This window comes from Deinococcus seoulensis (assembly GCF_014648115.1).
GTDB lineage: Bacteria > Deinococcota > Deinococci > Deinococcales > Deinococcaceae > Deinococcus > Deinococcus seoulensis.
In genome coordinates this window covers 1-25,278 of the sequence record NZ_BMQM01000047.1, presented here as the reverse complement: position 1 = coordinate 25,278, position 25,278 = coordinate 1, and the positions used below count along the sequence as shown (strand labels likewise).

General features: G+C 68.3%; 21 protein-coding genes. 11 read left to right on the top strand and 10 right to left on the bottom strand.

What is annotated here, in order from left to right; genetic code table 11:
• Nucleotides 1–570: 570 nt before the first annotated feature.
• Together IEY70_RS21440 and IEY70_RS19480 are read right to left on the bottom strand one after the other, a co-directional pair.
• Nucleotides 571–708, bottom strand: coding sequence for a winged helix-turn-helix domain-containing protein (locus IEY70_RS21440; protein WP_189066693.1), 138 nt, complete (start codon nucleotides 706–708; stop codon nucleotides 571–573).
• Between the two features lie 903 nt (nucleotides 709–1,611).
• Complete coding sequence (locus IEY70_RS19480) at nucleotides 1,612–2,145, bottom strand: DMT family transporter (RefSeq protein ID WP_189066692.1); 534 nt, start codon at nucleotides 2,143–2,145, stop codon at nucleotides 1,612–1,614.
• A gap of 124 nt (nucleotides 2,146–2,269) precedes the next feature.
• On the opposite strand from IEY70_RS19480, the gene IEY70_RS19475 reads away from it, so the two are divergent.
• From IEY70_RS19475 to IEY70_RS19465, 3 genes are all read left to right on the top strand, one after another.
• On the top strand, nucleotides 2,270–2,530 hold the full coding sequence (locus IEY70_RS19475) for an AbrB/MazE/SpoVT family DNA-binding domain-containing protein (protein WP_189066691.1): 261 nt from the start codon (nucleotides 2,270–2,272) through the stop codon (nucleotides 2,528–2,530).
• Nucleotides 2,527–2,955, top strand: a complete 429-nt coding sequence (locus tag IEY70_RS19470) for a type II toxin-antitoxin system VapC family toxin (RefSeq protein ID WP_189066690.1) — start codon at nucleotides 2,527–2,529, stop codon at nucleotides 2,953–2,955. The genes IEY70_RS19475 and IEY70_RS19470 overlap by 4 nt, the downstream gene beginning before the upstream one ends.
• Nucleotides 2,956–3,033: 78 nt before the next feature.
• Nucleotides 3,034–3,516, top strand: coding sequence for a hypothetical protein (locus IEY70_RS19465; protein ID WP_189066689.1), 483 nt, complete (start codon nucleotides 3,034–3,036; stop codon nucleotides 3,514–3,516).
• A gap of 414 nt (nucleotides 3,517–3,930) precedes the next feature.
• On the opposite strand, the gene IEY70_RS19460 is transcribed toward IEY70_RS19465, so the two are convergent.
• Both IEY70_RS19460 and IEY70_RS19455 read right to left on the bottom strand, forming a co-directional pair.
• Nucleotides 3,931–6,696 (bottom strand): DEAD/DEAH box helicase, encoded by a 2,766-nt coding sequence (locus tag IEY70_RS19460; RefSeq protein WP_189066688.1) that lies wholly within the window; start codon nucleotides 6,694–6,696, stop codon nucleotides 3,931–3,933.
• Nucleotides 6,693–10,682: a hypothetical protein gene (locus IEY70_RS19455; protein ID WP_189066687.1), complete on the bottom strand. Its 3,990-nt coding sequence runs from the start codon at nucleotides 10,680–10,682 to the stop codon at nucleotides 6,693–6,695. Before IEY70_RS19455 ends, IEY70_RS19460 begins: the two co-directional genes overlap by 4 nt.
• Nucleotides 10,683–10,924: 242 nt before the next feature.
• On the opposite strand from IEY70_RS19455, the gene IEY70_RS19450 reads away from it, so the two are divergent.
• Nucleotides 10,925–11,662: a hypothetical protein gene (locus IEY70_RS19450; protein WP_189066686.1), complete on the top strand. Its 738-nt coding sequence runs from the start codon at nucleotides 10,925–10,927 to the stop codon at nucleotides 11,660–11,662.
• On the opposite strand, the gene IEY70_RS19445 is transcribed toward IEY70_RS19450, so the two are convergent.
• Genes IEY70_RS19445 through IEY70_RS19435 form a run of 3 tightly spaced genes read right to left on the bottom strand, consistent with a single transcriptional unit; the run spans nucleotide 11,577 to nucleotide 14,925 of the window.
• Entirely contained in the window at nucleotides 11,577–13,046 is a 1,470-nt protein-coding gene (locus tag IEY70_RS19445) for a sensor histidine kinase (RefSeq protein ID WP_189066685.1), read from the bottom strand. The genes IEY70_RS19450 and IEY70_RS19445 overlap by 86 nt on opposite strands.
• Nucleotides 13,046–13,684 (bottom strand): response regulator, encoded by a 639-nt coding sequence (locus IEY70_RS19440; RefSeq protein ID WP_189066684.1) that lies wholly within the window; start codon nucleotides 13,682–13,684, stop codon nucleotides 13,046–13,048. Before IEY70_RS19440 ends, IEY70_RS19445 begins: the two co-directional genes overlap by 1 nt.
• A complete protein-coding gene (locus IEY70_RS19435) occupies nucleotides 13,684–14,925 on the bottom strand; it encodes a hypothetical protein (RefSeq protein ID WP_189066683.1) in 1,242 nt (413 codons plus the stop codon). The genes IEY70_RS19440 and IEY70_RS19435 overlap by 1 nt, the downstream gene beginning before the upstream one ends.
• Nucleotides 14,926–15,316: 391 nt before the next feature.
• Between IEY70_RS19435 and IEY70_RS19430 the strand changes: the two genes are divergently transcribed.
• The 7 genes from IEY70_RS19430 (at nucleotide 15,317) to IEY70_RS19400 (ending at nucleotide 21,203) form a co-directional block, all read left to right on the top strand.
• The gene (locus IEY70_RS19430; RefSeq protein ID WP_189066682.1) at nucleotides 15,317–15,775 is read left to right on the top strand and encodes a hypothetical protein; all 459 of its coding nucleotides are present in this window, start codon (nucleotides 15,317–15,319) and stop codon (nucleotides 15,773–15,775) included.
• A gap of 66 nt (nucleotides 15,776–15,841) precedes the next feature.
• Entirely contained in the window at nucleotides 15,842–16,303 is a 462-nt protein-coding gene (locus tag IEY70_RS19425; protein ID WP_189066681.1) for a spore coat protein U domain-containing protein, read from the top strand.
• A gap of 34 nt (nucleotides 16,304–16,337) precedes the next feature.
• Nucleotides 16,338–17,267: a PKD domain-containing protein gene (locus tag IEY70_RS19420; RefSeq protein WP_189066680.1), complete on the top strand. Its 930-nt coding sequence runs from the start codon at nucleotides 16,338–16,340 to the stop codon at nucleotides 17,265–17,267.
• 66 nt (nucleotides 17,268–17,333) lie between these two features.
• Nucleotides 17,334–17,840 carry a hypothetical protein gene (locus tag IEY70_RS19415; protein ID WP_189066679.1) on the top strand — a complete coding sequence of 169 codons (507 nt, stop codon included), beginning with the start codon at nucleotides 17,334–17,336 and terminating at the stop codon, nucleotides 17,838–17,840.
• A 2-nt stretch (nucleotides 17,841–17,842) separates the two neighbouring features.
• On the top strand, nucleotides 17,843–18,259 hold the full coding sequence (locus tag IEY70_RS19410; protein ID WP_189066678.1) for a hypothetical protein: 417 nt from the start codon (nucleotides 17,843–17,845) through the stop codon (nucleotides 18,257–18,259).
• Nucleotides 18,260–18,421: 162 nt separating this feature from the next.
• Nucleotides 18,422–19,057, top strand: coding sequence for a fimbrial biogenesis chaperone (locus tag IEY70_RS19405; RefSeq protein ID WP_229778095.1), 636 nt, complete (start codon nucleotides 18,422–18,424; stop codon nucleotides 19,055–19,057).
• Nucleotides 19,047–21,203, top strand: a complete 2,157-nt coding sequence (locus IEY70_RS19400) for a fimbria/pilus outer membrane usher protein (RefSeq protein ID WP_189066676.1) — start codon at nucleotides 19,047–19,049, stop codon at nucleotides 21,201–21,203. Before IEY70_RS19405 ends, IEY70_RS19400 begins: the two co-directional genes overlap by 11 nt.
• Before the next feature lie 376 nt (nucleotides 21,204–21,579).
• On the opposite strand, the gene IEY70_RS19395 is transcribed toward IEY70_RS19400, so the two are convergent.
• The 3 genes from IEY70_RS19395 to IEY70_RS19385 form a co-directional block, all read right to left on the bottom strand.
• A complete protein-coding gene (locus IEY70_RS19395) occupies nucleotides 21,580–22,758 on the bottom strand; it encodes a zinc-dependent alcohol dehydrogenase (RefSeq protein WP_189066675.1) in 1,179 nt (392 codons plus the stop codon).
• Entirely contained in the window at nucleotides 22,755–23,513 is a 759-nt protein-coding gene (locus tag IEY70_RS19390) for an SRPBCC family protein (protein ID WP_189066674.1), read from the bottom strand. The genes IEY70_RS19395 and IEY70_RS19390 overlap by 4 nt, the downstream gene beginning before the upstream one ends.
• Before the next feature lie 147 nt (nucleotides 23,514–23,660).
• Entirely contained in the window at nucleotides 23,661–24,683 is a 1,023-nt protein-coding gene (locus IEY70_RS19385; protein ID WP_189066673.1) for an SDR family NAD(P)-dependent oxidoreductase, read from the bottom strand.
• Between the last annotated feature and the right edge of the window lie 595 nt (nucleotides 24,684–25,278).

Genomic DNA, 25,278 nt, shown 5'->3' with positions numbered 1-25,278 from the left:
GAACGGATTTTGGCCGTCTGGGACGGCACTCGCCAGCATGCGGCTTAAAACTGAAAGATGTCAGATACGACATTCTCTCCAACGTCATCTGAAGGCTGCGCAACGGTCTTTTCGCGTGCCAGACGCGATCGAACACAAGTTGTCCGGTACTGAACCGTCAACTCCCAGAGCTGTTCCGCCGGCTGCAATTCCGGTGAGTACGGCGGCAATGTCACAGTCTGAATCCCTTCAGGATGCCCGTTATCAGGTGGCACTTGGAAACCAGCGCCATCCTGAACGAACAACACACGATGGTCGGCGCCAGGACCTTCTGCGCAAACGCCGTCATGACGGCCCCGTACGCCTGTTTGTTCACCACCGGGATCAACCAGAACAAGCTCTCGCCGCTCTCCGGATTGACAAACGCTTACACATACAACCACTCGTATCCAGGCTGAACGGTGCAGGTCAACGGCTGCCCAGTCGGCGCCCACATGGAACGCCGGATTGGTTTGAGCCCGATTCGATGTTCGTCCATGCACCACAGAGAGACACGCGGTGAGAGACGCTCCGCCTGGCGGAGCGTCGCTGTCAGGACTTTGTTTTGAACGCTTCCTTCGCGGCTTCATCGCCGCCAACGTACCGGGGTCGAGGCCATTGAGGAGTGAAGCCAGTCGCCCGTAGGAATTCATACCGACTCTGATTGAATGGGCTACAAAGACCCTTCAATCCGAACGGAGCGGGCAGGAGAGAAACGGGTTCCGGGCGTGGAGGTGGCGGATCGGCGGTGTTCCGATCTGTCAACGAAACAATCTGAGTCCGTATGAGGGGTCCGGGCCGGCCTGTCCAGAGTGTGTTCCAGGCCTATCCAAACTGATCTCCGGACCTATCCAAAGTGATCACTGGAACTACACAAACTGATCCCCCCTCCCTGGCCAAAGTGATCTCCCCCTCATCCCACCAGACGGGCAGGAATGACTCGGAAAAATCACGTACCAGACGCGGAACAGTGATTTCTGACGGCGCAGGACCGCAGGAATGGTTCAGGAGAGACCAGTTTGGACAGTTCAGGCCTGAAACCAGGATCACTTTGGATAGGCTGGAGCGGAAATTGAGATCACTTTGGATAGAAAAACCAGAAAAATACCGTTCCATACGCACGGGGGCGTTCTCCTTGTTGTTGTTTCTTTTAGTAGTAAACAAAAGAAAAACAAGCAGACAGGAACAGGTCCCGGCCCCGGGCGTCTGTGTGGGGAGATCACTTTGGATACCCTCACGGCGGCGCAGGACGTTCAGTACGCATTTCTCACTTCAAAACCACCCACGTGACCCCGGACGTTGTAGTCGGAACCAACCCCAACATAATGACGGAAAAACGGCGTCCGGCACGTTGTTATTGCCCTCCTGAGGTGCGCGCGGGCCGGGGGAGATCACTTTGGATACCCCCACGCAGAACCGCCGCAGACGGCCGCTGCCGTGTCGTACCATGCCGGGCAGGTCCCTCCATGAAGAGAACGACGCTGGACAGCACCTTTCCTTCCAGAAACGTCCCCAGTAACCGACCCGACGGGTGAAACAGCCGCGTGCACACATAGGTGGGACGCTGCCCGGCCGCCAACTCGACGAGGGTCGTCACGTTCCGGCCTGCAGGGTCAGGAGGGCCCCGCCGAGCACCAGCAGCAGTCCGGTGATCCGGCCCGGGTTCAGCGGCAGGACCGGACGGCCGAACAGGCCGAACGTATCGATCAGGGCCGCCCCGACCAGCTCGGCCAGAATGATCAGCAGCACGGCCCGGACCGCTCCGAGGACGCCGATCGCCTGCACGGTGCCGACCACCACCAGCAGGCCGAGGGCGCCCCCCCACCACGCGAAGGCGGGCAGGGTACTGCCCACAGACCGCGCCAGCAGCAGCAACGCACCGAGTACCCCGACGAGCAGGACGAGCAGCAGGGGACGCGTCCAGTCTCCCGGCGTTCCCAGGGGGGTGGGCTGGGTCAGGCAGAAGCCCACGATCGCCACGCCCAGGCCGAGCAGGTGAACGACTGTCAGCATGGACCACGTGCCGATCCTGGCCTGCAGCAGACTGTTGACGGGACCCAGGCAGGCGATCATCAGTCCGGTCAGCATGGCCGTCATGACCGCGGCGGGGAGCGTGAAACTGGACATGCCCGCACTGTAGGGTACCCGTCGCGGCGCAGATGCCTCACATCAGAGCGGTGGGGCAAGTCAGGGCAGCGGCACGTGACTGGCATCGCAGTGACTTGGCAAGATCACGCCTAAACTGCCAAGTATGACCGCGCATCTGGAGATCGACCGCTTCGGCCGCATCCTCATTCCCAAGGCCCTGCGTGACGCGCTGGCCCTCCAGCCCGGCGCGCAACTCGAAGTCGAACTCGAAGGCGGAGCCCTTCACCTTCGCCCTGCCGCGCGGGACGCACAGGTTACCCGGCATCACGGCCGCCTGATCCTCACCGGGGAGGGCGCCATCACCGGCGATCCGGTGCAGGACCTGCGAGACGAGCGGCTGAACGAGGTTCTCGGTTCGTGGTGACCCTGTTCGACACCAGTGCCCTGGTCGCTGCACTGGTCGGGAACCACCCGCAGTTCATCTGGGCGGACGCGCAGGTGCAGGCCGCGCAGGAACGCGGATCCCTGGCTGTGTGCGCGCACACGCTGGCGGAGGCGTACGCCGTGATGACCGCGCACCCGAAGCTGCGCTACCCACCCGCGCGGGTCGTGGAGGTGCTGAGTGATCTGACCGGTCACTGGACGGTGCTGCCGCTGGGCGAGGCGGACTACCTGGACGCCGTGACCCGCTGCCGGGACCTGGGACTGCAGGGCGGCGCGGTGTACGACACCCTGATCGCGCAGGCGGCCGTCCGGGCCGGCGTGATGGGGCTGGTCACCCTCAACGCCAGGCACTTCGTGCGGTTCGGTGACGACGTGCAGCGGCTCGTCATTGCGCCTGGCCCCTGATTCCGTACGACCCGGCTCCCCACCTGAGGAACACCAGACTTGAAGCTCCGACCTGCCTCCCGAACGACACTCAGGCAGTTGCTGATCTACGCCGTCATGGCGGCCCTGCTGGCCGGTGCGAGCCTGATCCTCATCCAGACTCGCGTCCAGGAACTCCGGGCGTGGCAGGACACGCCCACGGTGGAACGCACGGGCACGCTCGGCCCGGCCATCAGTGACTGCGTCCGCAACTGCCCGGACGATCCGCCCTTCACCGGCACCGTGACCGTGCACGCCGACCGGTACAGCCCGGAGGTGACGGTCCCGCTCACGTGGCGGCGAACTGGTGGCGCTGAGTCCTGGCCGGACGCCGCGGGCCGTATTCGCCTGAACTGCGCGCAGGACCGGCCGTGGGTGTGCCGCCAGAGCGGCAGTCGGGCGTACCAGCAGACGCTGCGAACCCAGACCTTCCTGCACCTGCTGCTGATCGGGAGCCTCCTGACCGCAGCGGCCGCTGGCGCGGGACTGCGGCGCAGCCAGGCGCGGCCCCCAGGCCCTTTTGAAACCTCCAAAGGTTCGTGATCCGCCGATTTGATTTTAGTCGTGCTGGACGATGGGAAATTCCCAAATCGCTCAGGTGTGTCGTAGAGAATCGCTCAGGTGTGTCGTTGGTACAGCACGGCAATCGCTCAGGTGTGTCGTGACTTCCTGAACCGACCGCTCGGGTGTGTCGTCGACCACCGCTCAGGTATGTCGTTGGTAATCGCTCAGGTGTGTCGTCGGCGCTGACCGGTAATCGCTCAGGTGTGTCGTCGCATAGAGCGCTCGGCGGATTTCCTGTCACGCCTGGCAGTACCCGGAACCGCTGGTGCGGCGCGGTGACAGCGCGTGGTGACCTGTCGCGCGAACTGGGCGCGGCGACCACTCGCGCAACCGCGTGCGGGCGAGTGGATGAGCTGCGTGTTCAGCTCTGCGCCTGTCGAGGCGGAGTTCTGTTCAGTCGGCGTTCCATGCCACGCCGGTCACGAGGTACCCGGCCGGGTGGAGGTCGTCGCTGGCGCCCGCGGCGAGCAGATCGTGCAGGGCGTGTTCGAAGTCCGGCCACGCCTCGGGCGTGAGCATCGGCATGCCGGGCGTGTCCGCGGCGGGTTGCAGGAGGGCCTGACTGAACGCCGGTGGGTTGACCGTGACACCGTCCTGCTGCCGCTGGAGGACCACGAAGCGTTCGCTGAGGGGTCGGCCGCGGTCGTCCTGCCAGCGCAGGACCGCGCAGGCCGTGCCGCCCGCCCCGAGGGGCGTCTGGGCGACGTGACCGCTGAAGGCGTACGTTCCGGCCGTTTCGAACAGGGCGCCGAGCAGGGGAGAGCGGCTGTCGAGCAGCGTGGCTTTGTGCCTGCTGGCGGCGTGGCGGTTGAACGCGACCCGCTGGTTCTGCTTGAGGTTCAGCTGGCGTTGCAGGTCCTCGGTGAGTTTGATCTCCCACACCTGCCCCGCGTGGAGGCGCTGGGTGACGGTCACGCCGAGCTGCCCGAACATGCCGTCCACGAACGCCATCAGGTGCGCCTCCCCGACCGGGAGTTCGCCGCGCAGGGCGTCCGGGTCGAAGCCGCTGGAGTGGCGCAGCAGGTCGTCCTGTTGCCGCGCGGCCTGCCGGGCGCGTTCGAGGGCCTCCTCGATGCGGGCCTGCGTGCGGCTGGGCGTGTGCGTGGCGGCCTCGGCCAGGATGGTGCCCACGTCGAGGAAACTCGCGACCTCACCGACGATGTCCTCCTGCAGGCCCTCGCGGTACTCGTCGGCGACGGAGGCGAGGTCGGCGGCGACCGCGTCGAGCCGCGCGTACATCTGCCGCAGGATCTCGTCGTCGAGGCTGCCCGACACGCTGAGGTTGAACACCACGACCGGCCGCTCCTGCCCGTAGCGGTAGAGGCGCCCGACACGCTGCACGAGCCGCATGGGGTTCCACGGCAGGTCGTAGTTCACGAGCACGTGGCAGCGGCGCTGCAGGTTGAAGCCCTCCCCGCCGGCCTCGGTGGACACCAGGAACTGCCCGGATTCCTCGAAGTGCGCGATGGCCGCGCCGCGTTCCTCGAGGGTCTGCCCGCCGTGGATGACGTCCACGCGGCCCGGCGCGAGCCGTTCGAGGGTCTGTACGAGGTACTCCTGCGTGGAGCGGTACTCCGTGAAGATCAGCACCCGCTCGTCCGGGTTGCCTGCCAGGATGCCGCCGATCAGGGTCTGCGTGAACGCCTGAAGTTTCGTGTCGTGCGCCCGAAGCCCCCGCGCGAGCCCGATCAGGCCGCGCAGCATCTCGGTCTCGCCGGAGAAGAACTCGCTGCGGGTGCCGCTGACCTGCTCTTCAGCCTCCACGAACGGGCCGCCGTCCGGGTCGTCCGGCTGGGCGGGTCCGGGCTTGACGGCGGCCAGTTCCTGGCGTTGCAGGCGCAGCAGGCGGCGTTCCAACGCGCCCTGGATGGCCGCCACACTGGACGCGGCGAGCTTGCGGTAGATCGTCATCACGAACCCGATCGCGATGGCCTTCTGGTTCTCCCGGCTCGCGTCGTAGCCGTGCCTCAGGTAGCGGCGCAGCGCCCGGTCGAACACCTCCTCCGGCTCGTTCTGCGGCGCGGCGACCGCGCGGGTGACCTTCCCTTTGAAGATGAAGTTCCCCTGCGCGTCGGTCACGTCCGCCTTGCGGTTGCGGATGACCAGCCCCGCGAGCAGCTGCGGTTCGAGACGCAGGCGCGCGATCCGTTCCCGCCAGACCGGGCCGGGCCGCAGCAGTTCGAGCAGCGCCTCGAAGCGGTCGATGTTGCCCTGGTGGGGCGTGCCGCTGAGCAGCACGACGTTCTCGGTCAGGGCGCGGAGCGTCGCGGCCAGCGCGTACCGTTCGGACGTCTGGTACGTCAGGCCGTACAGGCTGCGCGACAGGCGGTGCGCCTCGTCGAACACCACCACGTCCCAGCGGCCCGACTGCCGCACGAGGTTCAGGTGCCGCTCGTGCTTCAGGCGGTCCATGGAGGCGATCACGACCTCGAACAGCGGCCACTGCGCGGGGTCGCTGATCTCGAAATCCTGCCCGTAGATCACCGCCTGCGTCATCCCGAAGCGGGTGCGGAGTTCCGCCTGCCACTGCCGGGTCAGGCCCGCCGGGACGACCAGCAGGAAGCGGCGCAGACCCCGCGCCCGCAGCGCCGCGAGCAGCAGGCCCACCTCGATCGTCTTGCCCAGGCCGACGTCGTCCGCGATGAGCCAGTTGAGGTTCCCGCTCTGCAGGATGCGCTGCACGAGGTGCAACTGGTGCGGCAGCGGGTCGATGTCCACCTGCGCCAGCGCGCCCGTCGTGCGGTGCCAGTGCTGCAACGCCAGCGCCAGGTGCCGCAACCGGAAGCGCTCCGCGAAACCCGCCAGGGGCGCCACGCCCTGCTCGAACAGCGACTGGGCACTCCAGACCGGCACGAGCTGCTCCCATGGCAGCCACTGCCGCTCCCCGGCCGTCCAGAACTCCACCAGCGCCTGCTCCCGCCCGCCGAGGGTCCGCACGTCCAGCACGCGGCCCTCCCCGAGAGACGGACGCAGGCTGCGCGGCTGGTCCTGCACGACCTGCCCGGCACTCAGGCCGCAGCGGACGGCCGCGCGGGCCACGCGCGTCACCTGCCCGGACGGCCACGTCACGACCAGCCGCCCCGCCTCGTGCCCGGTCACCGTGCCGGTCTGACCGTCCCGGACACCCGTGACGAACGCCCCGACCGCCGGGAGGATCACCGGCCCTCCCGCGTGCTCAGCCAGTAGTCCAGGTCCACGTCCGGCTCCGCCCGGTCGAGGATCGCCCCGAGACGCTGCGAGAACGCCGGCAGGGACCGGGGCGAGCAGGCCACCTGCGCGTACTCGTAGAGCCGTTCGAGCAGCAGGATCATGTCGTCCAGGCACGGCACGCCCGCACAGCGGCGGATCAGCGCGATCCCCAGCTCCCACGGCAGGCTGTCGTACCGGGCAGTGTACGGCGACTGGTAGTGCGTCTGATCGTGCCAGTACGCGCGAAGCTGCAGCAGCAGTTCGAACTCGTCGGGCGTCATGCCCCGCGCGATCTCCCGCTCGATACTCTCCCGCAACTGCCCCCAGCGGTCCCGGTCCAGGGCGTCCGCGATGAGGTGGAATCCCTGCTCCCAGTCGTACTGGTCACTGATCCGCACCGCTTCCCGCTCGGCCCGCTGCCGCCGGGTCAGGCGTCCAGTCGCGGGCTCCGGTGGAGGCTCCCCGGGTTCCGGCGTCGAAGGTCGCGCGGCCGGGACGGGCGGCAGCGGCACGCCCCGTACCGGAGGCAGGAGCGGCGCTGGCCGGACCACCGGCTGGGACGGGCCGGGACCGGCCAGCGGACGTGGCGGCGGCGTGGTCGGCATGGGTGGCGGCGTCACGGGCGAGGGGGTCACGGAAGGTGGCCGGACGGGTGCTGGAGAGACGGGCGAGGGCAGGCTGAGCGCCGGAGTGGTCAGCGGCAGCGTCTCACGCGCGGCGGGCGGGACAGGCGGAATCACGACCGGACCCGTCTGCATGGCCGGCGCGACGGGAGGCAGCGGCACCGGACGCAGGACCGGGCTCGGGGCAGCCACGTTCTGTACGGCCACACTCGGCACGGACGGACGGGCCACCGGGGCCGGGCGGACCGGTGTGGGCTGAACCGGGAGCGGAGGAACGGGCCGTCGCGCGGTCGCCTGGGCCACCGAAGGGGCCGTCGCTGGCGATTGCTCGGGGAGTGGCGGCGCCGTGGGGGCAGACCGGGCCGGGCTGGCGGGCGCGGCGCGTGGCGCGTCCGGGACGGGGACGGGGGGCCGCGTGGGGGCGGCCGGTGCGGGTGGATTCCGCGGCAGTCGGTTTGAAAGGGGTCGGTCCGGCAGTGCGGGAGCGGGGAGGGTGCCCATCCCGGTGAGCCAGGCCGCCTGACGCAGGGCGGCCACCGTGCGTGCTCCGGCAGGCCAGGAGGCGCACAGGGCCGCGAGGTCGTCCTGCGCGGCCTGCTGCTCCCGCCGGGCGTCCTCCAACTCCGCCCAGAGCTGCTCGCCCTCGGCGCGGCGTGGCCACAGCGACCGCGCCCAGGTGTCCGGGTGCAGGGGCAGCCCGTGGCGGCTGCTCACCGCCGCCCACGCCCGCTTCCACCCGCCGGGCAGGGCGGGGGGCGCGGAAGCGGGTGCGGGCCGGTTCACGAGCGCCTTCCACTGCGCGTCCAGGGGTTGCAGGCGCCGGTTGAACGCCGCGAGTTCCTCCTCGATCAGCGTCTCGATCCGCCGCAGTGACGGTGCCGGAGAGAACCCCAGCGCGGCGGCCTGCGCGGCGTACGCCTGCCGGACGTCGTACAGGCGGCGTTGTGCGCGTGGCAGCGCCGCCCCACTGGCACGCGCCAGCTCATGCTCTGCCTGCCTGACCGCCCGCGCCTGCTCCTGCAGCGCCCGCAGCGGGCCGAGCACCGCCGCGGACCGGTCCTTCTCGGCCTGCACGGCGGCCTGCACCTGGGCCCGTTCCGTCTGCACGCTCAGATCCGTGGGCAGATCCGTGGGCAGGGAGCTGCGTGTCCACGCCTCCAGTGCCTGCGTGATCTCGGCGGGCAGGGGACCACTGACCAGCTGGCCGAGCCGCGCGCCGTCCAGGCCCGGGCCGGCCCAGCGGTCCAGCGCGGCACGCACCCTGACCTCGCGGGCGCCCGCCGAGTCGAACCGGGCGAGCAGCGCCCGCACCTGCCGCACCTGCGTGGCCGTCAGTGAAGGCGCGGCAGGCAGCGCGGAACGCCCGGCGGCCTCGACCGCCTGACGCAGCGCCCCGACCTGCCGGGACGCGGCGGGCCACCCGGCCCACAGCGGCGTCATCTGCCCTTCGAGGTCCGTCATGGTGTCCCGCGCACCCTGCCACTGACGCCAGAACGTCATTCCCTTCTCACGCGCCGTCCACAGGCGGCACCAGGTGTCCAGCGTGACCGGCACGTCCAGCGTGGCGCGGAACGCCAGCCAGGCTGCCGCGTCCTCTGCGCGCGTGACGGGCGGCGTGGTCTCAGCCCCGGACGTGGCGGGCCGGGCGTTCCAGGCCGCGACGAGATCCTGCATCCCGGCCGGGAGTGGGCGCGTCACCAGCTCCGCGAGCCGCAGGGCGTCCACCCCGGCCCCGGCCCACTCCACGAGCGCCTCGAGGCACATGGCCGCCTGCGCCGCCGCGCCCGCATGCCGGACCAGCAGGGCCTTCGCGTCCGCCAGTTGCGTGCCCTCGAGGCGCACCGGAGCAGAGGCGACCGGCGAGGGTTCCCGCGGCTCAGGCTCCCGAACGTGAGGAGCTGCAGGCGGCACTGGCGCGGCCGGAGCAGAGGCGCCCGGTGCTCCGCCCGCCGCGCCACGTTCCTCCTGAGCCGATCCCGGTGCGAGGACCTGCGCCCCGCCCTGCCCCACGCCGCTCGCCTCTTCCGCGTGCCGCTGCGCCGCCGTCAGGGCCGCCCGTCTCTCCTGCAGGGTGCCCAGGAAGGCGAGGCGACCCTCGTGCCTGCGCGCCGCCTGCGCTTCCCGAATCCGCTCAGCCTCCTGAATCCGCTGCGCCTCCCGAAGCCGCTCCGCTTCTGCGGCGCGCTGCCGCTCCCGCTCCTCATGAAGGCGGGCCTCGTGGATCCGGGCCGTTTCAAGCGCCGCCGCCCGCCCCTGTAACGTCCACAGGAGCGCGGCGCGCCACGCGTGCCGTTCGACCTGCTCGCGCGCCGCCTGCCGCCGGGTCCGGGCGGCCTCCTCGAGCGCGCCGAGCTGCCGCTTCACGTCCACCGGGTCACGCAGGTGTGCCGGGAACGTCGCCAGGTGACCCTCCAGCGCGCCCGTGGCGTCCTCCAACCGGCGTTCCGCGTCCGCGTGCCGCTCCCAGAGGGGCCGCGCGTCCTCCCGGCGGCGCCACAGGTGCACCCAGCGGTCCCAGGCGGGCAGCGCGTGAACCTTCTGCGCGGACTCCCACGCCGCGGCCGCCCGCTGGCGCAGCGTCCGGATCCTGGCGTTTGTCCCCTCGTCCAGGGAATCCATTGCCGACAGCTCACTCAGAATGGCGTGCTGCTGCCGGGCCAGTTCCCGCCCCTGCTCATTGAGGCGACTCTGTTCCCGCGCGACCTGACCAGCCACACCTGCCGCGTCCGGCACCGGCAGTGCCCCCACCTGACGGGCGCGGGCCTCATACGCCTGCAGGGCGCTCACCTCATCCTGACGGGCCTGATCCACCTCCCGTTGCAGGGCGCTGGCCTGCCCGGACACGGCGCTCCACAGGGTCGCGAGGCCACGCCCCTGCAGGCCCGCCAGTCGGGTCAGCGCCTGTGCGAGCCGCGCACGCACGGTATTGAGCTGATCGGCGCTCGGCTGCAGGGCCGCCAGCGCCTTCACGTACCCCGACTCCCGCTCGTGAGCCGTGCGTTGCGCCGTGACGACCGCGAGATCCGCCGTCCGCTGCGCCCGCCTCTCCTGTCGGCGCGTCAGTTCCTGCTGCAGGGACAGAGAGCGGCTCCCGGTATCCTGCTGCCGCCAGACAGCCGCCGCGACCGCGCCGGGCAACTCAGCCGAATTCAGCAGCAGCAGGCCGGCGAACGCCACGTCCGGACCCGCCCAGGCGACCAGGGCTTCCCGGCACGCGGCGAGGTGCGCGGCCGCCTCATCCCGCTGCCACGACAGGGCGCGGAACGCAGCCAGTTGCTGTTCATCCGGCCCGGCAGAAGCTGCGGGCAGCAGGTCAGCGCGCCCGACTGTCACGCCGGATCGTCGGTCCGCTGGAGCACACGCTTTGTTCGGGTGGCCCCTTCCGGCCACCATCTGGGACACCTGTTCATGCTGCGACCATTGTGTCACCCGCTCGGATCGCCCGCTGCCGCACCTGCGCACAGACCACCTGTGGAGGGACCGTGGCGGAAGTCCGGCATGGCGAAACAGGGCTCGATTCTGCCGGCAGACGCCGTTCCTCTTCCCGCTCCTGCGAGCTGTTCTAGACTGCGGGTGTGGATCCACGCACACACGACCTGCACCTGCTGCACATCACCGGCGATGAGCGGCGGTCCTTCGAGGAGAAACGCTGGATCTTCATGCTGCTGCTCCTGTCACCCCTGATCGGGTTAACCGCCACGTACGCTGTGCAACTCACGCAACCGGTGCGGGAACCGTACGTCATCTACCTGTACCCGGTCATGGCGCCCGTGATGCTGGGCGCGCTGCTGTGGAACCTGCTGGGCGGGTACAGCCGCCTCGCCGAGCGGATCACGGTGGTTGTGCAGGTGGCGCTGGCCCTGCTGCACAACCTGTCATTCGCGTTGCAGCCGACCCTGCCGGACTCGCCGTCGTTCGTGGGCAGCGCGTCGTACTGGACGTTGGTCCTGAATGCCTGCGTGATCCTGCTGCTCGTGCCCGTCCAGCGCGCCGTGTGGCTGGTGGTGACCCTGTACCTCGTGTGCGTGGCGCTGCCCTGGACCCTGAACTTCGACGTGTTCCGGCCGTACCTGGCCGCCATGGTGCGTACGCAGGGCATGGTGTTCTCCGTGCTGCTGGCCATCCTGTGCCTCGCGTGGTACCGGCAGCGGTACGTGGAACGCGCCCGTGAGGCCATGATGCTCCGGCAGCTGGCGACCACGGACCTGTTCGCCGTCCGCCCGGACCTCAGTGCGGAGCGGGCGGGCGGTACAGTGGCAGGTCCAGCCGGAAGACCGTCCACGGATGATCCGATCCCCTCCGCGCGTACGTGACCCTTCCCCCGTACCGCTCCGCGATGCGCCGCGTCAGGTACAGCCCGAAGCCGGTGCCGCTCCCGCGCGTGGACGTCCGGAACCGCTTGAACAGGTGCGTGACCTGCGCCTCCGGTACGCCCGGCCCCTGATCCATGACCTCCACCAGCGCCGAGGAACCCTGCGCGCGCAGCGCGACCTTCACGAACATCCCCGGCGGGCTGAACTTCATGGCGTTCTCCAGCAGGTTCTGCACGGCCCGCCGCAGGTCGTACGCGTGCCCGATCACCTGGCAGGGTTGCAGGTCCAGCTCGAAATGAATGCCGCGTTCCCGCCCGCGTACCTGCACGTCACTGACCACGCTGCGGATCACGCCGTCCAGGTCGACGGTTCCGCCCGCCTCGCCGGTCAGGTCGCCGCTCTCGTACTCGGCCAGCAGCATCAGTTGATCCGAGACGGTCAGCAGGTCCCGGTTGCCCTGCTGCGAGTGCCGCAGGAACTCCGCCAGTTCCGGCGACAGCGGCCCGTACAGGCCCCCGAGCGCCGCTTCGGAATGCAGGATGTTCGCCGTGATGGGTGTACGCAGGTCATGCGAGAAGGCGTACACGAGGTCGCGCAGCAACTCCCGCTGCGTGTGCACCTGATCGACCAGCGCGGCGCGTTCGAGTTGCAGTTGCAGCAGGTGCACCGCGTCCTCGATGAACGCCGTCGGGGCGCTCGGACGCGTCAGTTCTGCCAGCAGTTCCCGCTGCCCCGGCTGCTCGAAGCGCACGAACACGTCACCCGTCACGGTCCGCCAGACGTTGTTGCGCGCTGCCGGCGGCCGGGGAACGCGCGCGCCCGCCAGCCGGAACAGGCGGCGCCGCCCAGGGTCCGCCTGGTCGGCCAGTGGCTGACGCTCGACCCACTCGCGGGCATTCTCGACCCGGTGCAGTTGATGACCGCGCGCTCCGGTCAGGTACGCCAGCATCTGCGCGGCCCGCTCGACGGGCGGCACGTCGGCCCCCGGGACGGGCAGTGCCAGCGGTTCGGCCGGCGTGTCGGTCTCCTGCCGCGCCTGCCACGTCGCCCAGATGCCCGTCAGCAGGACGAGGACCGTGACCCCCAGACGCAGCAGGATCACCTGCGGGTCCGGGCCGCTGCGCAGCACGTCCAGAGCGCCCACGGCGGCGCTGCCCAGCACGGCCAGCGCCGTCAGGCGCGACGTGAGCCGCTCGGACCGCGCGATCAGCGACGCGAGCAGCAGCGGCGCGAGCCCGGCTGCCAGCGGCAGTGAGGCGGGCGTCAGGGCGTCCACGACCACCACGACCACCACCGTGATCACGGTGGCCCGCCCGATAGGTGTCTGGTCGGGCTGGTCCAGCAGGCGCAGCAGGTCGCGCGTGGCGGGCGGCGCGCGCCGCATCAGATCAACCCCGCCCGGAAGGCCTTGATGGCCGCCTGCGTGCGGTCCGTGGCCTGCAGTTTCTCCAGGATCTCCCCGATGTGCTTTTTCACCAGGCCCACACTGATCCCCAGCGCAGCGGCAATGTCCTTGTTCGCGTTGCCGTCTGCCACGAGGCGCAGAATGGCCATGTCCCGCTCGGTCAGGGGGGACAGGGGCGCGCTGCCCTGCACGGTGTGCAGCAGGTGCCGCGCACTTTCCGGATCGAAGAACACCGAGCCCGACGCGGCCGAACGGATCGCCTGGAACATCACCTCCGGCGGCGCGGACTTCAGGCAGTACGCCACCGCCCCCGACGCGAGCGCCGCGAACAGCTGATCGCGCCGGTTGGACGCCGTGAGCATCACGACCTGCGCGTCCGGCCGGACCCGGCGCACCTCCTGCGCCGCGTGAATGCCGTCCATGCCGGGCAGGTTGATGTCCATCAGGACGACGTCCGCCGCGAACCGCGCGAGCCCCTCGAGCCCCTCTTCGGCCGTGCGGGCCTCGGCCACCACCTGAAAGTCCGGCTGGGCGGACAGCAGCATGCGCAGGCCAAAGCGGGTCAGGTCGTGATCCTCGACCAGTTGCAGGCGAATGGTGCGGTCAATCGTGTCCATCAGGTGATCCTTTCCTGAGCTGAGCAGGAAAGCGTTCCGTACTCGGGCGGGTGGGGGAGGGGGGCATCAGGCCCAGAGTGTAGAGTCCGCACGGCCACGCGGGCTGAAAGCACGAGCGGCGGACCAGTGGCACTGGGCGCCTGCCGGACACGGAGGGCGTGAATGGTCGCGGCGGGAAGCGACCCGCCCCTGCCCCCGTGCCGCCGCCCCCGCAGGCCGCTGGGCAGCGGCCACTCCAGGCGCGGGCGTGCCCGGTCACGGCCCGCAGGCCAGGGCACCCTGACCGCGCAGGTGCTCCCGGCAGGACGGCCGCCACGCAGCGCCGCAGCAGGCTGCGTGAGGACCAGCCCCACACCGGAGGCGGGCGCGCCGCCCAGCACGACGAACCGGACGTCCAGCCAGCCTGTCAGTGCCTCCGCCAGCGCCGCACTGTTCAGGGTGTGCGCTGCCCCGCGCAGCACGACAGTCAGTGCCTGCGCAGGGCCGTCCTGACAGGCTCGCGCCACCTGAGTGCCCAGCACATGCGCGCACGCCTGCGCCGTCATTCCGGGCGGCACGTGCAGGCTCAGGACGCGCTGCCCGTCTGCTTCCAGCAGCGCCCGCGCACTGCCCAGGGACGGTTGCCACTGCGCCGCGTCACCGGCCAGCCACGTCACGCCACCTTCCAGCCAGCCGGCCAGCAGCGCCTGAGCCAGCGGCTCCTGCACGGGCAGCGTTCCGTCCCACAGTTCGGCCAGTTCCTCGCTCAGCGACCCGTGAAGTTCAGTCCCGGCACGGCACAGCGACAGGAAGCGCGCCAGCGTGCCCGCCGACGGCAGGGGCGCCCCCGGCACGCGCCACGCCCGGCCCAGCAGTTCCTCCCGGTCCGTGACGCGCGCCGCCTTGCGCAGCAGGGCCTCCTGCGCCTGGGCGGCCAGCCGCTCACGACGAGTGAATACCCAGTCCTCCAGCTCGGGACTCACGCCAGACAACTCCACGCCCCGCAGGAACTCGGCGCAGTCGCCAGAGGCCGCGCCAGCTACGTGATCGCTCGGATGCTCGGCACTCAGGTACTCCCCGTCCGTGGTGACGGTCACGCCCCAGCCCCTGAGTTTGCACAGGCTGACACGCAGGTTGTTCTTCGGGTCGGCTGTACCCGCCCACAACAGCTGGGCGAGCCGGTCACGCGTCGTGGCTCCCTCGATCAGCAGGTAGGCCAGCAGCAGCAGCGGTTTGAGTTCCTGAACCGCGCCCAGGCTCAATCCCCCCAGTGTCTGAAGGGACGGCGCATCAGTTGAAAGGGCAGGCGCGGCATGAGGATCCACTCACCCACCTTAGAAAAGCAGGTCTGTTTTCTCATGTCCGTCTGGACACCCAGCGTGGCCAGATGGCCACACGCAGCGAAAACACGGATGCACGCATGAATTGGCTACTAAAACTGAACGTGAGAACTGACTCAACGACCTGACCCTGGACAGGCGTTTTTTCTCATGCAGTTCGGCGTTCGGACCATGCACACAGAGTCTGACAGAACACTTACAGGCCATTGGCCAGGATTTGATTAATGCCCCCACTCATAGGGTGGCCCCATCGGAAGTCGGATGACCGATACCAGGCGCTGCTCTCATAGGGGCAGACGCCACAGGAGAACTCATGAAAAAAATCGTTGCTCTCGGTCTGGCCACTGCCCTCTTCACCTCCACCGCCCTGGCGGGCACGGCCAGCGCGCCCATCACCGTGAACGCCACCGTCCTGAGCTCCTGCATGTTCAACAGCGCGGCAACCGGCAGCGCCAGCTTCAGCTACGACGCCATCACCGGATCGGCCAGCGCGATGTCCGGTAGTGCCACCCTGTACTGCAACTCCGGCACGACCATCACGCTGAAGACGGCTGCCAGCGCTTCCATGACCCTCACCAGCACCAGCAAAAGCAAGTCCCTGAACGCCACCTACAGTCTGACGAGCGTCGCAACCCCCGGAGCGGGAACCGGCACCTTCGCAGGAGCCGACAAATACGTCTACACCGTTGCACCCAGCGCCGTGGCTGGCCAGTGGGGCGCGCCGACCGCCACTGATTACACCGGCACCGTCGACATCGAAGTCGAGTTCTAAACCCATACCGGATGAACCGGGGAAGCCTCACCGGTTCACCCTTCTCTGTAATCACCAAGGAGTGCCATGCACCTGAATACAGTTCCCTTCCTCCTGGCCGCCACCCTGCTGAGCGGAGCGATGGCTGGCAGCCCCGCCGCCGCCGCCCCGGTCGCCGTGAACGCCACCGTAACGGATGCCTGCGAAATCACAGCGGCCGACCAGATCCTGTTCAACTACCAGGCGGCCACATCGACGGCCGCCACCGGTTCCGGCAAGGTCAGCGTGCGCTGCAACCTGGACTCCAGCCCGTTCCTGGGCTACTGGGACGACACCCAGTGGAATGCCGACGGCAGCGTCGATCTGATGAACGGCGCCAACAAACTGAACGTGGTGCTGATCACAGACATCGACCCCACGCTGGTCCCCAGCAACCCTGCCGACGGCAGCCGCTACACCTACGGCCTGACGGCGACGGCAGCGGCGCAGCAGTGGACGGCCCCGAACGGTTCGTACAGCGCGGTCGTTGACTACTACATCGGCTGGTAACTCCACTCTGTACACCCACTGAGGTCAACGCTCTATGAAAAAAATTGCTTCGCTGTTACTGCTTCCCCTACTGCTCGCCGCTTGTGGTACCCAGAGTGCTCCTCAACAGACCGCACACAGCTTTGCCAATGGCATGCAGACCGAGAGCGGCAATGAATATGTCGCCGCGTTCGAAGCTAAAGTACAGAATGATCTGGAAGCTCTGGGTCTGGCTGGTAGCCTGACACCTCAAGTGGTCGTGGCGGGTAAATCGTACCTGAACGTACTGAAAGTAAATGACAGTACGGCGCGTGCCTATATTAAAACCACTTACCCCAGCAGCACCAGCTGCACTGTGGATTGGGGCGATGGGTCGATCACGACTGCCCAGACGCCAACGCCGACGAACGTTTCGACTGAGCGGCAGAATCATGTGTATGCCAGCAGTGGCACATACACCATCAAGCTGACTTGTGGAACAGATATCAAAATCTCGAGCTTCAAAGCGATCGCTGCTAATGCAGAACTCAATCTTTTTGATAGCCTTGATCCGCAAGACGTCCCATATTTCGTTGATGAAGGATATACGGCTGCGCCGATGGCTCATCTTTTTCCCTTGATTGAAAAAGGTTTTAAATTTGAATCAGAAAGTCCCTTTATATTGACAGGGGGGGTAATTCCGGTCGGTCATAAAGGCATGTTAATTGACTCATATGGTAGGATCAGTGCGGATAATGGTTCAACTTTCGATATAAAATCGATCACGGCTGGCGGCTTCTTTCCAATCCTAGGAGCAGATTCGGTGACGCTATCCGCTTATGATGCGAACAACATGCTAATAGCGTCGGAACAGTTCGTAAACGATGGCTATCGCGGTTATCCGATGGAAATTCGTCAATTGAATTGGAGTAGGGTTAAATATCTTGAGATCACGGACGGCCCATTTTTGAACATAGATGATATGTCTGCAACAATTAATCAATAAGCGATAGGTATTGCCTCTGGTCAACTGGTGCCTTACTTATCCTGCCAGTTGGCCATTCGGAGATCCATGATGAAATCACTCTGTTTTACCCTGCCGATTATCTGGCTTTCAACCGCTACTGCAGCCACCATGACCAACACAGTCACCGTCAACGCGGCGACCCAGTCGGCCTGTCAGTTTAGTACGGGCAACAGTAATTCCGAAATTAATATGAGCGATTACGAGGCGGCCCTGGCTAGCGGATACAGTGACAGCGCCGGTTCGGTGGGTGTAAGCGTGTTCTGCAACGCGGGCACGTCACTGACAGGCCGCCGCATCGGTGGGAGTGCCGCTGCCACGGCGAGAGGGACGGCCATCACGGTGCCCCTGACGCTGGACGGCACTCCGGGCAATCCGACTCTCAATACGCTGGTCTGGTACTCGCCTGTTAGCAGTAACATCCAAGCCAATGGCCCTTTCAAGGGCGCCGTGAGGTACCCGTCGAACATTTTCGCGGGTTACCCCCAGCAGGCGCAGTTCGGTGCGCCGACCGGGTTCTATACCGGCACGGTTGATTTCACGGTGGAGTTCTAAGCGTGCCTGGACGGGCTGCTGCGGGTCACTGGGTCAGGAGTGCGGCGCTGATCGCCTGCCTGTGCGGGGCCGTCCAGGCGTCGTGTGTGTTCGGTGCTCCGGTTCCGGGGGCTGTCGGGGCTTACCAGTACGCGCAGGACTGGCAGGTGTCGTTGCAGGTGCCCGTCACGTGCAGCGGCGGCGAGTCTGTCGGTGGTGTGCAGCTCAGCAGTGCGGGCGGCAGACTCGAGGTGAGTACGGGCCGGTTCCTGGGCGTCATGCGATTCGGGTCTTCCTCGCTGGCGTACGTGATTCCGAACGCGGCGGCCCTGCGGGTCGTGGGGGGGACGCTGACCCTTCCCGTGACGGTCCCGGCGGGGCAGTGGGGCGCGGTGACGGGAGAGTACACGGACGACCTGACATTGACCGTCATTTTTTGAACCCGGGCGGGCTGCGTCCTGCCCGGGTTGCTCATTAACAGAGGAAGCTTTTTTCAGGCGTTCACCGCCGCAGACCTAAGGATGATCATGTCAAATTTCAGAAGAGTTGCGTTGTTGATGGGTGTGTTGCTCGCCGGGCAGGTTGACGCGGCGAGGTTCGTGATGAGTCCGGTCCTGCTGAACCTGAACCCCGCGCAGGGTCTGACGACGTCCACGACCGTCACGAACACGGACACGGACGAGGCGGCGTTCACGGCGGAAGTGGTGGCGTGGACGCAGCGGGACGGGCAGGAAGTGCTGGTGCCCACGCGAGACGCGGTGGTCAGTCCGGGGTCGTTCACGGTCGCGGCGGGCCGCAGTCAGGTGGTGCGCGTGGCGTTGCGGCAGACGCCGACGTCGGCGTCGGTCACGTACCGCCTGATTCTGCGGCAGAAGGTGACGGCCGCGCCGTCCGGGGCGGCGGGGGCCACGGGGGCGACCATCACGCCCCGGTACGTGTTCAGCTTGCCGCTGTTCGTGGAGCGTTCCGCCGCGAAACCACAGATCAGCGTGACGCTGTCCCCGGCGGGTGCGCCCAGGGCGCTGGTGCTGCGTAACAGCGGGGATGGGTATGGCGTGTTCCGGAACATCCGCGTCACGGCGGGCGGGCAGGCGTTCGATCTGGGCGCGCAGTACGTGCTGAGTGGGGTCACGATGCAGGTACCGCTCCCGGCGGAGGCGCAGAACGCCGCGACGCTGGAGTTCACGGCGACGGACCGGGATCAGAAGCCCGTGAGGTTGATGGTCGATGCGAAGTGAACGGCCCGAGCGGCTGTTCGTGAGGCGTTGCGCGGTTCTCACGGCGTTCCTGGCCGCTCTGAGTGCCTCGGCGGGAGCGCAGCAGGTCGCTCCGGTCTGCGACGCTCCGGAGGAACTCGCGGACGTGCGCGTGGGCGGCGTGAACCGGGGAACGTTCCTGGTGCGCCGACCGGCCGGTCAGGTGTGGGTGCAGATCGACGCCCTGAAACCCGGCGAGGAACGGTACGGTGAGGAACGCGCCGTGTGCGACAGTCTGGCCTTCACGCGGCTGAGTGCCGCGCTGGGTGCCACGTTCGACCCAGAGCAGCTGTCCGTCACGTTCGAGCCGCAGCTGAAGCTGCTGCCGGAGTACGTGGTGAACGTCGGAACGCCGCCTGAAGTGGCCGCGCCGGACACCGTGACGGACATTCCGCTGTACTCGGTGGAGTACGGCATGGACCTGTACCGGTCTGGTTCGGGTGTCCTCGAGCAGCGTGCCCGGCTGGAAGGCACGTTCACGCAGGGTCCGGTCAGCGCGCGGGTGGGTGTCACGGAAAGCGGGTCGTCGGCGCGGGCCGTGCAGGCCACGCCGTCCGCGTCCGCACGTTACCAGCTGGACCGGGATTCTCACGTGCAGGTCGGCTGGAACGTACCGCCGCGCCTGACTGGCGGGCAGGACCTGCTGAGCGGCGTTCAGGCGACGGGCGAGATCCGCGCGGCGCGCCTCACGGCATTCACGGTGAACCTGCCGTTGCCGGGCACCGTGACCCTGAGCTCTGGCGGGAAGCGACTGGGCCGCTGGACCCTTGGTGCGGGCCGCGTCCTGTTCCAGCAGGTGCCGCTTTCCGGAAGTTCCGGCAGCATTGTGGCCACCGTGGAGGACGCCACCGGGCGGCGCGAAGTGTCGGCCGATTACCGGTTCCCGGCGGCCCTCCTGCCACCCGGGACGACCCGGGCGACCGTGGAAGCGGGTGCGCTGGGCGCCGCGCCTTACGCGGCGGCCCAGGCGGCGTACGGGCTGTCTTCGGCCGTAACCGTCAGCGGGCAGGCCAGCGTGAAAGCAGGCGAGACCAGTGGCGCGCTGGTCATCACGACCGCCGGTGAGAACCACACACTGAGTGTCGGAGTCTCCCGTCCGGAGGGGACGTCCGGCGCGGCAGTGTCCGCTGCCCTGAGCACTCGACTCGGCGATCAGGTCGGTCTGGGGCTGCGGGCGGAAGTGCCTGTGCGCAACCCTCGGGCGAGCAACGCAGAACTCAGTCTCTCTTCCACCGTGAAGGGAATTGCTGGTACGGCGGGTGTGGGATTCAGTGGCGCGCAGGACGGCTGGTTCGGCCGCGTGCAGGCCAGCGGTGACCTGACCGATCAGGTCCGCGTGAGTGCTGCGGCGCGCGTCGGTGAACGCTCCCGGCAGTTCAGTCTGACGCTCGGGTACAGACCGGACCCGCAGTGGAGTTCCGTCGTGAGTGCCGCAGGAGGTACGGGCTCGCCCTCCGTGCGGGCCACCACGACCTTTACTCCCGCACCGGGCCAGCGGGCCACCCTGACGTACGGCGCGGGCCTGCTGTACGGCGAGTACGAACGGCAGGGCGTCACGGACGTGAAGGTCGGAGCGGGATCGGACGGACAGGTGGCCCTGAACGTGGCGGGCGCCGCCGCGTTCACGCAGGGCCGCGCGTACGCCCGCTCGGTGCGCGGAGGGACGGTATCTGTCCTGCTGGAAACCGGAGTTCCCAACCTGCCCATCTTCGTCTCGGGAGTCCTGCAGGGCCGAACGGACGCCAACGGGTCGCTGGTACTCGCGGTCTCTCCCGGAGAAGAGGCAGAGATTCAGGTGGACACCGCCACGCTCCCCATCGAGATCACGGTGCGAGAAGCCAAACTGCAACTCGGCACGCTGGATGCTGGGGCTGTGCGCGTGAACTGGCGAGGCAACTTCCAGCGGTCCCAGGTCCTCCAGTTCCTGACGTTCGCCGGAGCAGAAGCGACCTACGGCACCGTTCGCCTGCCGGACGGGCAGGAATTCACACTGGACGGATTCGGCACCGCGCTGATTCCCGTTCAGCCGGCCGCGACGACGGCGGAACTCATTCTGGAGAACGGGGAACAGTGCCGCGTGACACTCGGCCAGCCGGGCACCCAGGGCACCGTCCGCTGCAACCCGTGACTGCGGCCTGATCCAGTCACGCAGTTTCCCCTTTCGGAAGCTGCTGCCGCAACAGCCTGAAGCCTCACCGAGAGATGAGGCTTCTCGAAGGGCAGTTCCAGACGCGGTTCTGGAACCGCTGGCGGTGGCAGGCTCAGTTGGAGCCGCTGTCCGCGAACGGACGATGGAGCGCCGTCTGTCCGTGACGATCCGGAACGACAACCGCGCCGTCTACGCCTGGCACCCGCCCCGGCTCCCGAGGCTCCCGCATTCCGGACAGAGGGAGCCCTGAAAGGCTGCGCCTGTATGCACTGGGCGGACACTGATGGGCCTGTCGAGTGCATACAGGCTGCGATCCGCGAGACTTCCCCACAAGAACTCAGGCGAATCATCCGGCTTACGCCCAGGGGTTGAGGACGACCTTGACGCAGCCGTCGTGTTTGTCGCGGAAGGTTCTGTACAGGTCCGGGGCCTGGTCCAGTGAGGCGCGGTGCGTGATCACGAAGCTCGGGTCGATTTCACCGGCTTCGATGCGGGAGAGCAGCGGTCCGATGTGGCGGTGCGTGTGCGTCTGTCCCATCTTGAAGGTCAGGCCCTTGGCGAACGCGGCGCCCATGGGGACCTTGTCGATCAGGCCGCCGTACACGCCGGGCAGGCTGACCGTGCCGCCCTTGGCGCAGCTGAGCAGGGCCCAGCGCAGCGCGGTGATGCGGTCGAAGCTGAGTTTCAGGCGTTGCTTGGCCGTGTCGACCAGCGCGCCGGGGCCGTGCCCGTGGGCTTCCATGCCGACGGCGTCGATCACGTGGTCCGGGCCGCGCCCGCCGGTCGCTTCGCGCAGCGCGATCAGCACGTCCTCCTGCTCGTAGTTGATGACCTGACACCCGGCCGCGGCGGCCATGGCGAGCCGTTCGGGAACGCGGTCGATCACGATGACGTTTGCGGCGCCCAGCATCTGCGCGCTGCGCGCCGCGAACTGCCCGACGGGGCCCGCGCCGAACACGGCGACCACGTCCCGGCCGGGGAGAATGCCGCAGTTCTCGGCCGCCTGGTACCCGGTGGGGAAGATGTCCGTAAGGAACAGCACCTGCTCGTCGCGCAGGTCCGACTCGATCCGGTAAGGGCCGACGTCCGCGAAGGGAACGCGCACGTACTGCGCCTGACCGCCCGCGTACCCGCCGTACATGTGCGAGTACCCGAACAGACCGCCGCCACTGACCCCGCCGTACAGGGCCTCGGCCATGCGGTGGTTCGGGTTGGAGTTGTCGCACGCGCTGAACAGGCCCCGCCGGCACGGATCGCACGCGCCGCAGGCGATGTTGAACGGCACGACCACCCGGTCGCCTACCTTCAACTTGCGGACGTCCCGCCCGACTTCCACGACCTCCCCCATGAACTCGTGCCCGAGGATGTCGCCCTTCTCCATGCTGGGGATCACGCCGTCGAGCAGGTGCAGGTCCGACCCGCAGATCGCGGTGGACGTGACCCGCACGATGGCGTCCGTGGGCAGCAGCAGTGTGGGGTCCGGCACGGTTTCCACGCCGACGCTGTTCGTGCCCTGCCAGACGATGGCCTTCATGCCTGCCCCCCGTGGGTGGCGCGGCCGCTGCTCTGACCTTCGGTGGTGGGCGCGAAGCCCAGTTCCTGTTCCCGTTTGAAGCGCATCAGGTCGTCGCGCAGTTGCTGCGCGGGTTCCTCCCCGAACAGGCGCGCGGTCACGGCGCCGAGCGTTCCACCGGGTGGGCGGTAGGCGAGGCGCACCACGACTTCCGTGCCCCGGTCACCGGGCGCCGTGCGGAATACCACCTCGCCGTGGTTCTCGATGGCTGCGCCCGGCAGGGACGCCCACGCGAGGCGGTGGCCCGGTTCGTCCGCCGTGATCTGCGCGTCCCAGCTGACCGTCCCGGTGGGCGCCTGCACTGTCCAGCGGGACTGCGTGTCGTCCAGCACCTCGACCGATTGCAGGTGCGTCATCAGGCGCGGCAGGCCCGTCAGGTTCCGCCACACGCCGTACAGGACGTCTGCGGGCTTCCCGACCGTGACGGCGTCACGCACGAGCACCTCGCCGTGCCCGGTCTGCCGGATTTTCAGGGCGGCCGCGATGGGATTGCGGCCCGTGGCGGCCATCGCGGTCAGGCCGGCCCCCACGCCCCCCAGCACGAGTTTCTGAAAGGGGCGGGCGCTGCGCAGACCGGCGCCCATCAGGGCCACGCCGACGCTGCCCATCACGGAGCGCTCCAGCGTGGGCAGGTGCGCAGTGCCAGTCTCTGTCAGGTCGGCCTCCGGCAGGGCGGCCGGGTCGTTCGGGTTCGGGATGGGTCGGTCTTCGCTCATGGGGAACCTCCAGCGGCGCACGCCAGCGGGCGTGCGGGGAAAGAAAACGGATGGAATGGAGTGCAGAGTGGAAGCTGGCTGCCAGCTAATCCCGCCCCGGACGGACCCTTTGCGGGGCGGGTCACTGTGTGACCGTCTGCCCAAGAGTCACTTCAGGTCGCCAGGCGTCCCGTCTCGGTGCGCTCCGAGCTGGTTGAACTCCACCTCGGCCGCGCGCTTGATGGGATTCCCCTGAGTGACCGCGCCCTCCACCTCACGTCCCACCCGCGTGACGGTGGAACCGGCCGGGGCGGGCAGCAGTCGGTTGGTCAGGCCCATCAGGTCCGCCGTGAGTTGCGGGGCCAGCGTCTGCGCTACCCGCAGCAGCCACGCCGGGCCGCCCACCATGGTCTCCGCGTCCCCACGCACCAGGGCGTCCACGATGCGCCGCGCCGCCTCCCGCGCGTCCAGCGACACCACCGGCAGACTGTCCGCCGTGGCGAACCACGCGTACTCCTGTGCGTGGCTGCCCTTCACGCTGGCATTCATGGGACTCCCGGTTCGCATCAGGCTCGGCAGGACCGTCGTGACCGTGATACCCTCCCGCGCCAGTTCCGTCCGCAGCGCCTGTCCCAGCCCCGCCGAGGCGAACTTGCTCACCGAGTACGGCGCGAGGTGCGGCACTGCCACCCGTCCCCCCACCGACGACACGATCAGCACGCGCCCCCCGCCCCGCAGGTGCGGACGCGCCGCGAGCGTCAGGCGCAGCGGCGCCAGGGCGTTCACCTCCAGGATCTCCCGGAAGTCGCCCTCGGTCATGTCCGCCAGCGGACCCACCTGAATCAGGCCCGCGTTGTTCACCAGCACGTCCAGGCGCCCGTGCGCCCGCACCGTCTCCCCGGTGGCCCGCTCGATGTCGGCTGCGACGGTCACGTCACCCGCCACGATCTGCACCCGCTCGCCCGCGTTCAGGCTGACCTGCGCGCGTTCCAGATCATCGGCCGAGCGTGCCATCAGGGTCACGCGCGCCCCCCGGTCCAGCAGTTCGCGGGCCAGTGCCAGCCCCAGTCCCCGCGACCCGCCCGTGATCAGCGCCGCGCGTCCCGTCAGGTCGTACGGCGCACGGAAGGCGCGGCGGGCGGCGACAGCCCCCACGGCAGCGGTCAGCAGCAGTCGTTTCGGGATTCTCATGCCCGCAGTGTGCAGCCCTGCGCGGCGCGGGCGACCCTGCGTGAAGCCCATCACAAGCCCCGCCACACAGACGATGAACCCGGCGCGGATGCAGTACCACCGCGCGTCAGGTGGGCACCCCTGATACGGACTCCGATTGAATGGGCTGCAAAGGCCATTGGGTCCGAACAGATGCGAGTGAGAGCCGGGTGCCCCTCCGGACATGCGGCCGGCAACCCGGTGACGTTCCGGATCGTCAGCGCGACAGACGGAACCCCCATGAAGACGGAACCCCCATGAGCGGTCCGCGGGCCAGCATTCACACTGCCCATGCTGCATGCCCAGCCTGTGAGGGTGGGCACTGAGCCAAGCTGCGTGGCGCGTCTGCGCCGAGATGCGTGGCCCCAGCACACAGACCGTCAGGTGTCCGGAGCGCACCTTGACAGAGTGCGGCGCGGCGGGTACCTTTTAGGGCCTGTCTGCAGCCCCCCAGTGGGACGCGGTCAGGAGTCCTTCGGTGGGGCGTTCGTCTGAACGCGCCGCAGGTGCTCAGGGACACCGCCGGTTCACGAGAGTGACCCTGCGCCCAGGACGCTCAAGAAGGATGAGTCGGGTG

Coding starts and splice junctions, on each gene's coding strand:
- IEY70_RS19480 (WP_189066692.1), bottom strand. CDS start 2,145: ATGTCCAGTTTCACGCTCCCCGCCGCGGTCATGACGGCCATGCTGACC.
- IEY70_RS19475 (WP_189066691.1), top strand. CDS start 2,270: ATGACCGCGCATCTGGAGATCGACCGCTTCGGCCGCATCCTCATTCCC.
- IEY70_RS19445 (WP_189066685.1), bottom strand. CDS start 13,046: ATGCGGCGCGCGCCGCCCGCCACGCGCGACCTGCTGCGCCTGCTGGAC.
- IEY70_RS19440 (WP_189066684.1), bottom strand. CDS start 13,684: ATGGACACGATTGACCGCACCATTCGCCTGCAACTGGTCGAGGATCAC.
- IEY70_RS19430 (WP_189066682.1), top strand. CDS start 15,317: ATGAAAAAAATCGTTGCTCTCGGTCTGGCCACTGCCCTCTTCACCTCC.
- IEY70_RS19425 (WP_189066681.1), top strand. CDS start 15,842: ATGCACCTGAATACAGTTCCCTTCCTCCTGGCCGCCACCCTGCTGAGC.
- IEY70_RS19420 (WP_189066680.1), top strand. CDS start 16,338: ATGAAAAAAATTGCTTCGCTGTTACTGCTTCCCCTACTGCTCGCCGCT.
- IEY70_RS19415 (WP_189066679.1), top strand. CDS start 17,334: ATGATGAAATCACTCTGTTTTACCCTGCCGATTATCTGGCTTTCAACC.
- IEY70_RS19405 (WP_229778095.1), top strand. CDS start 18,422: ATGAGTCCGGTCCTGCTGAACCTGAACCCCGCGCAGGGTCTGACGACG.
- IEY70_RS19400 (WP_189066676.1), top strand. CDS start 19,047: ATGCGAAGTGAACGGCCCGAGCGGCTGTTCGTGAGGCGTTGCGCGGTT.
- IEY70_RS19395 (WP_189066675.1), bottom strand. CDS start 22,758: ATGAAGGCCATCGTCTGGCAGGGCACGAACAGCGTCGGCGTGGAAACC.
- IEY70_RS19390 (WP_189066674.1), bottom strand. CDS start 23,513: ATGAGCGAAGACCGACCCATCCCGAACCCGAACGACCCGGCCGCCCTG.
- IEY70_RS19385 (WP_189066673.1), bottom strand. CDS start 24,683: ATGAGAATCCCGAAACGACTGCTGCTGACCGCTGCCGTGGGGGCTGTC.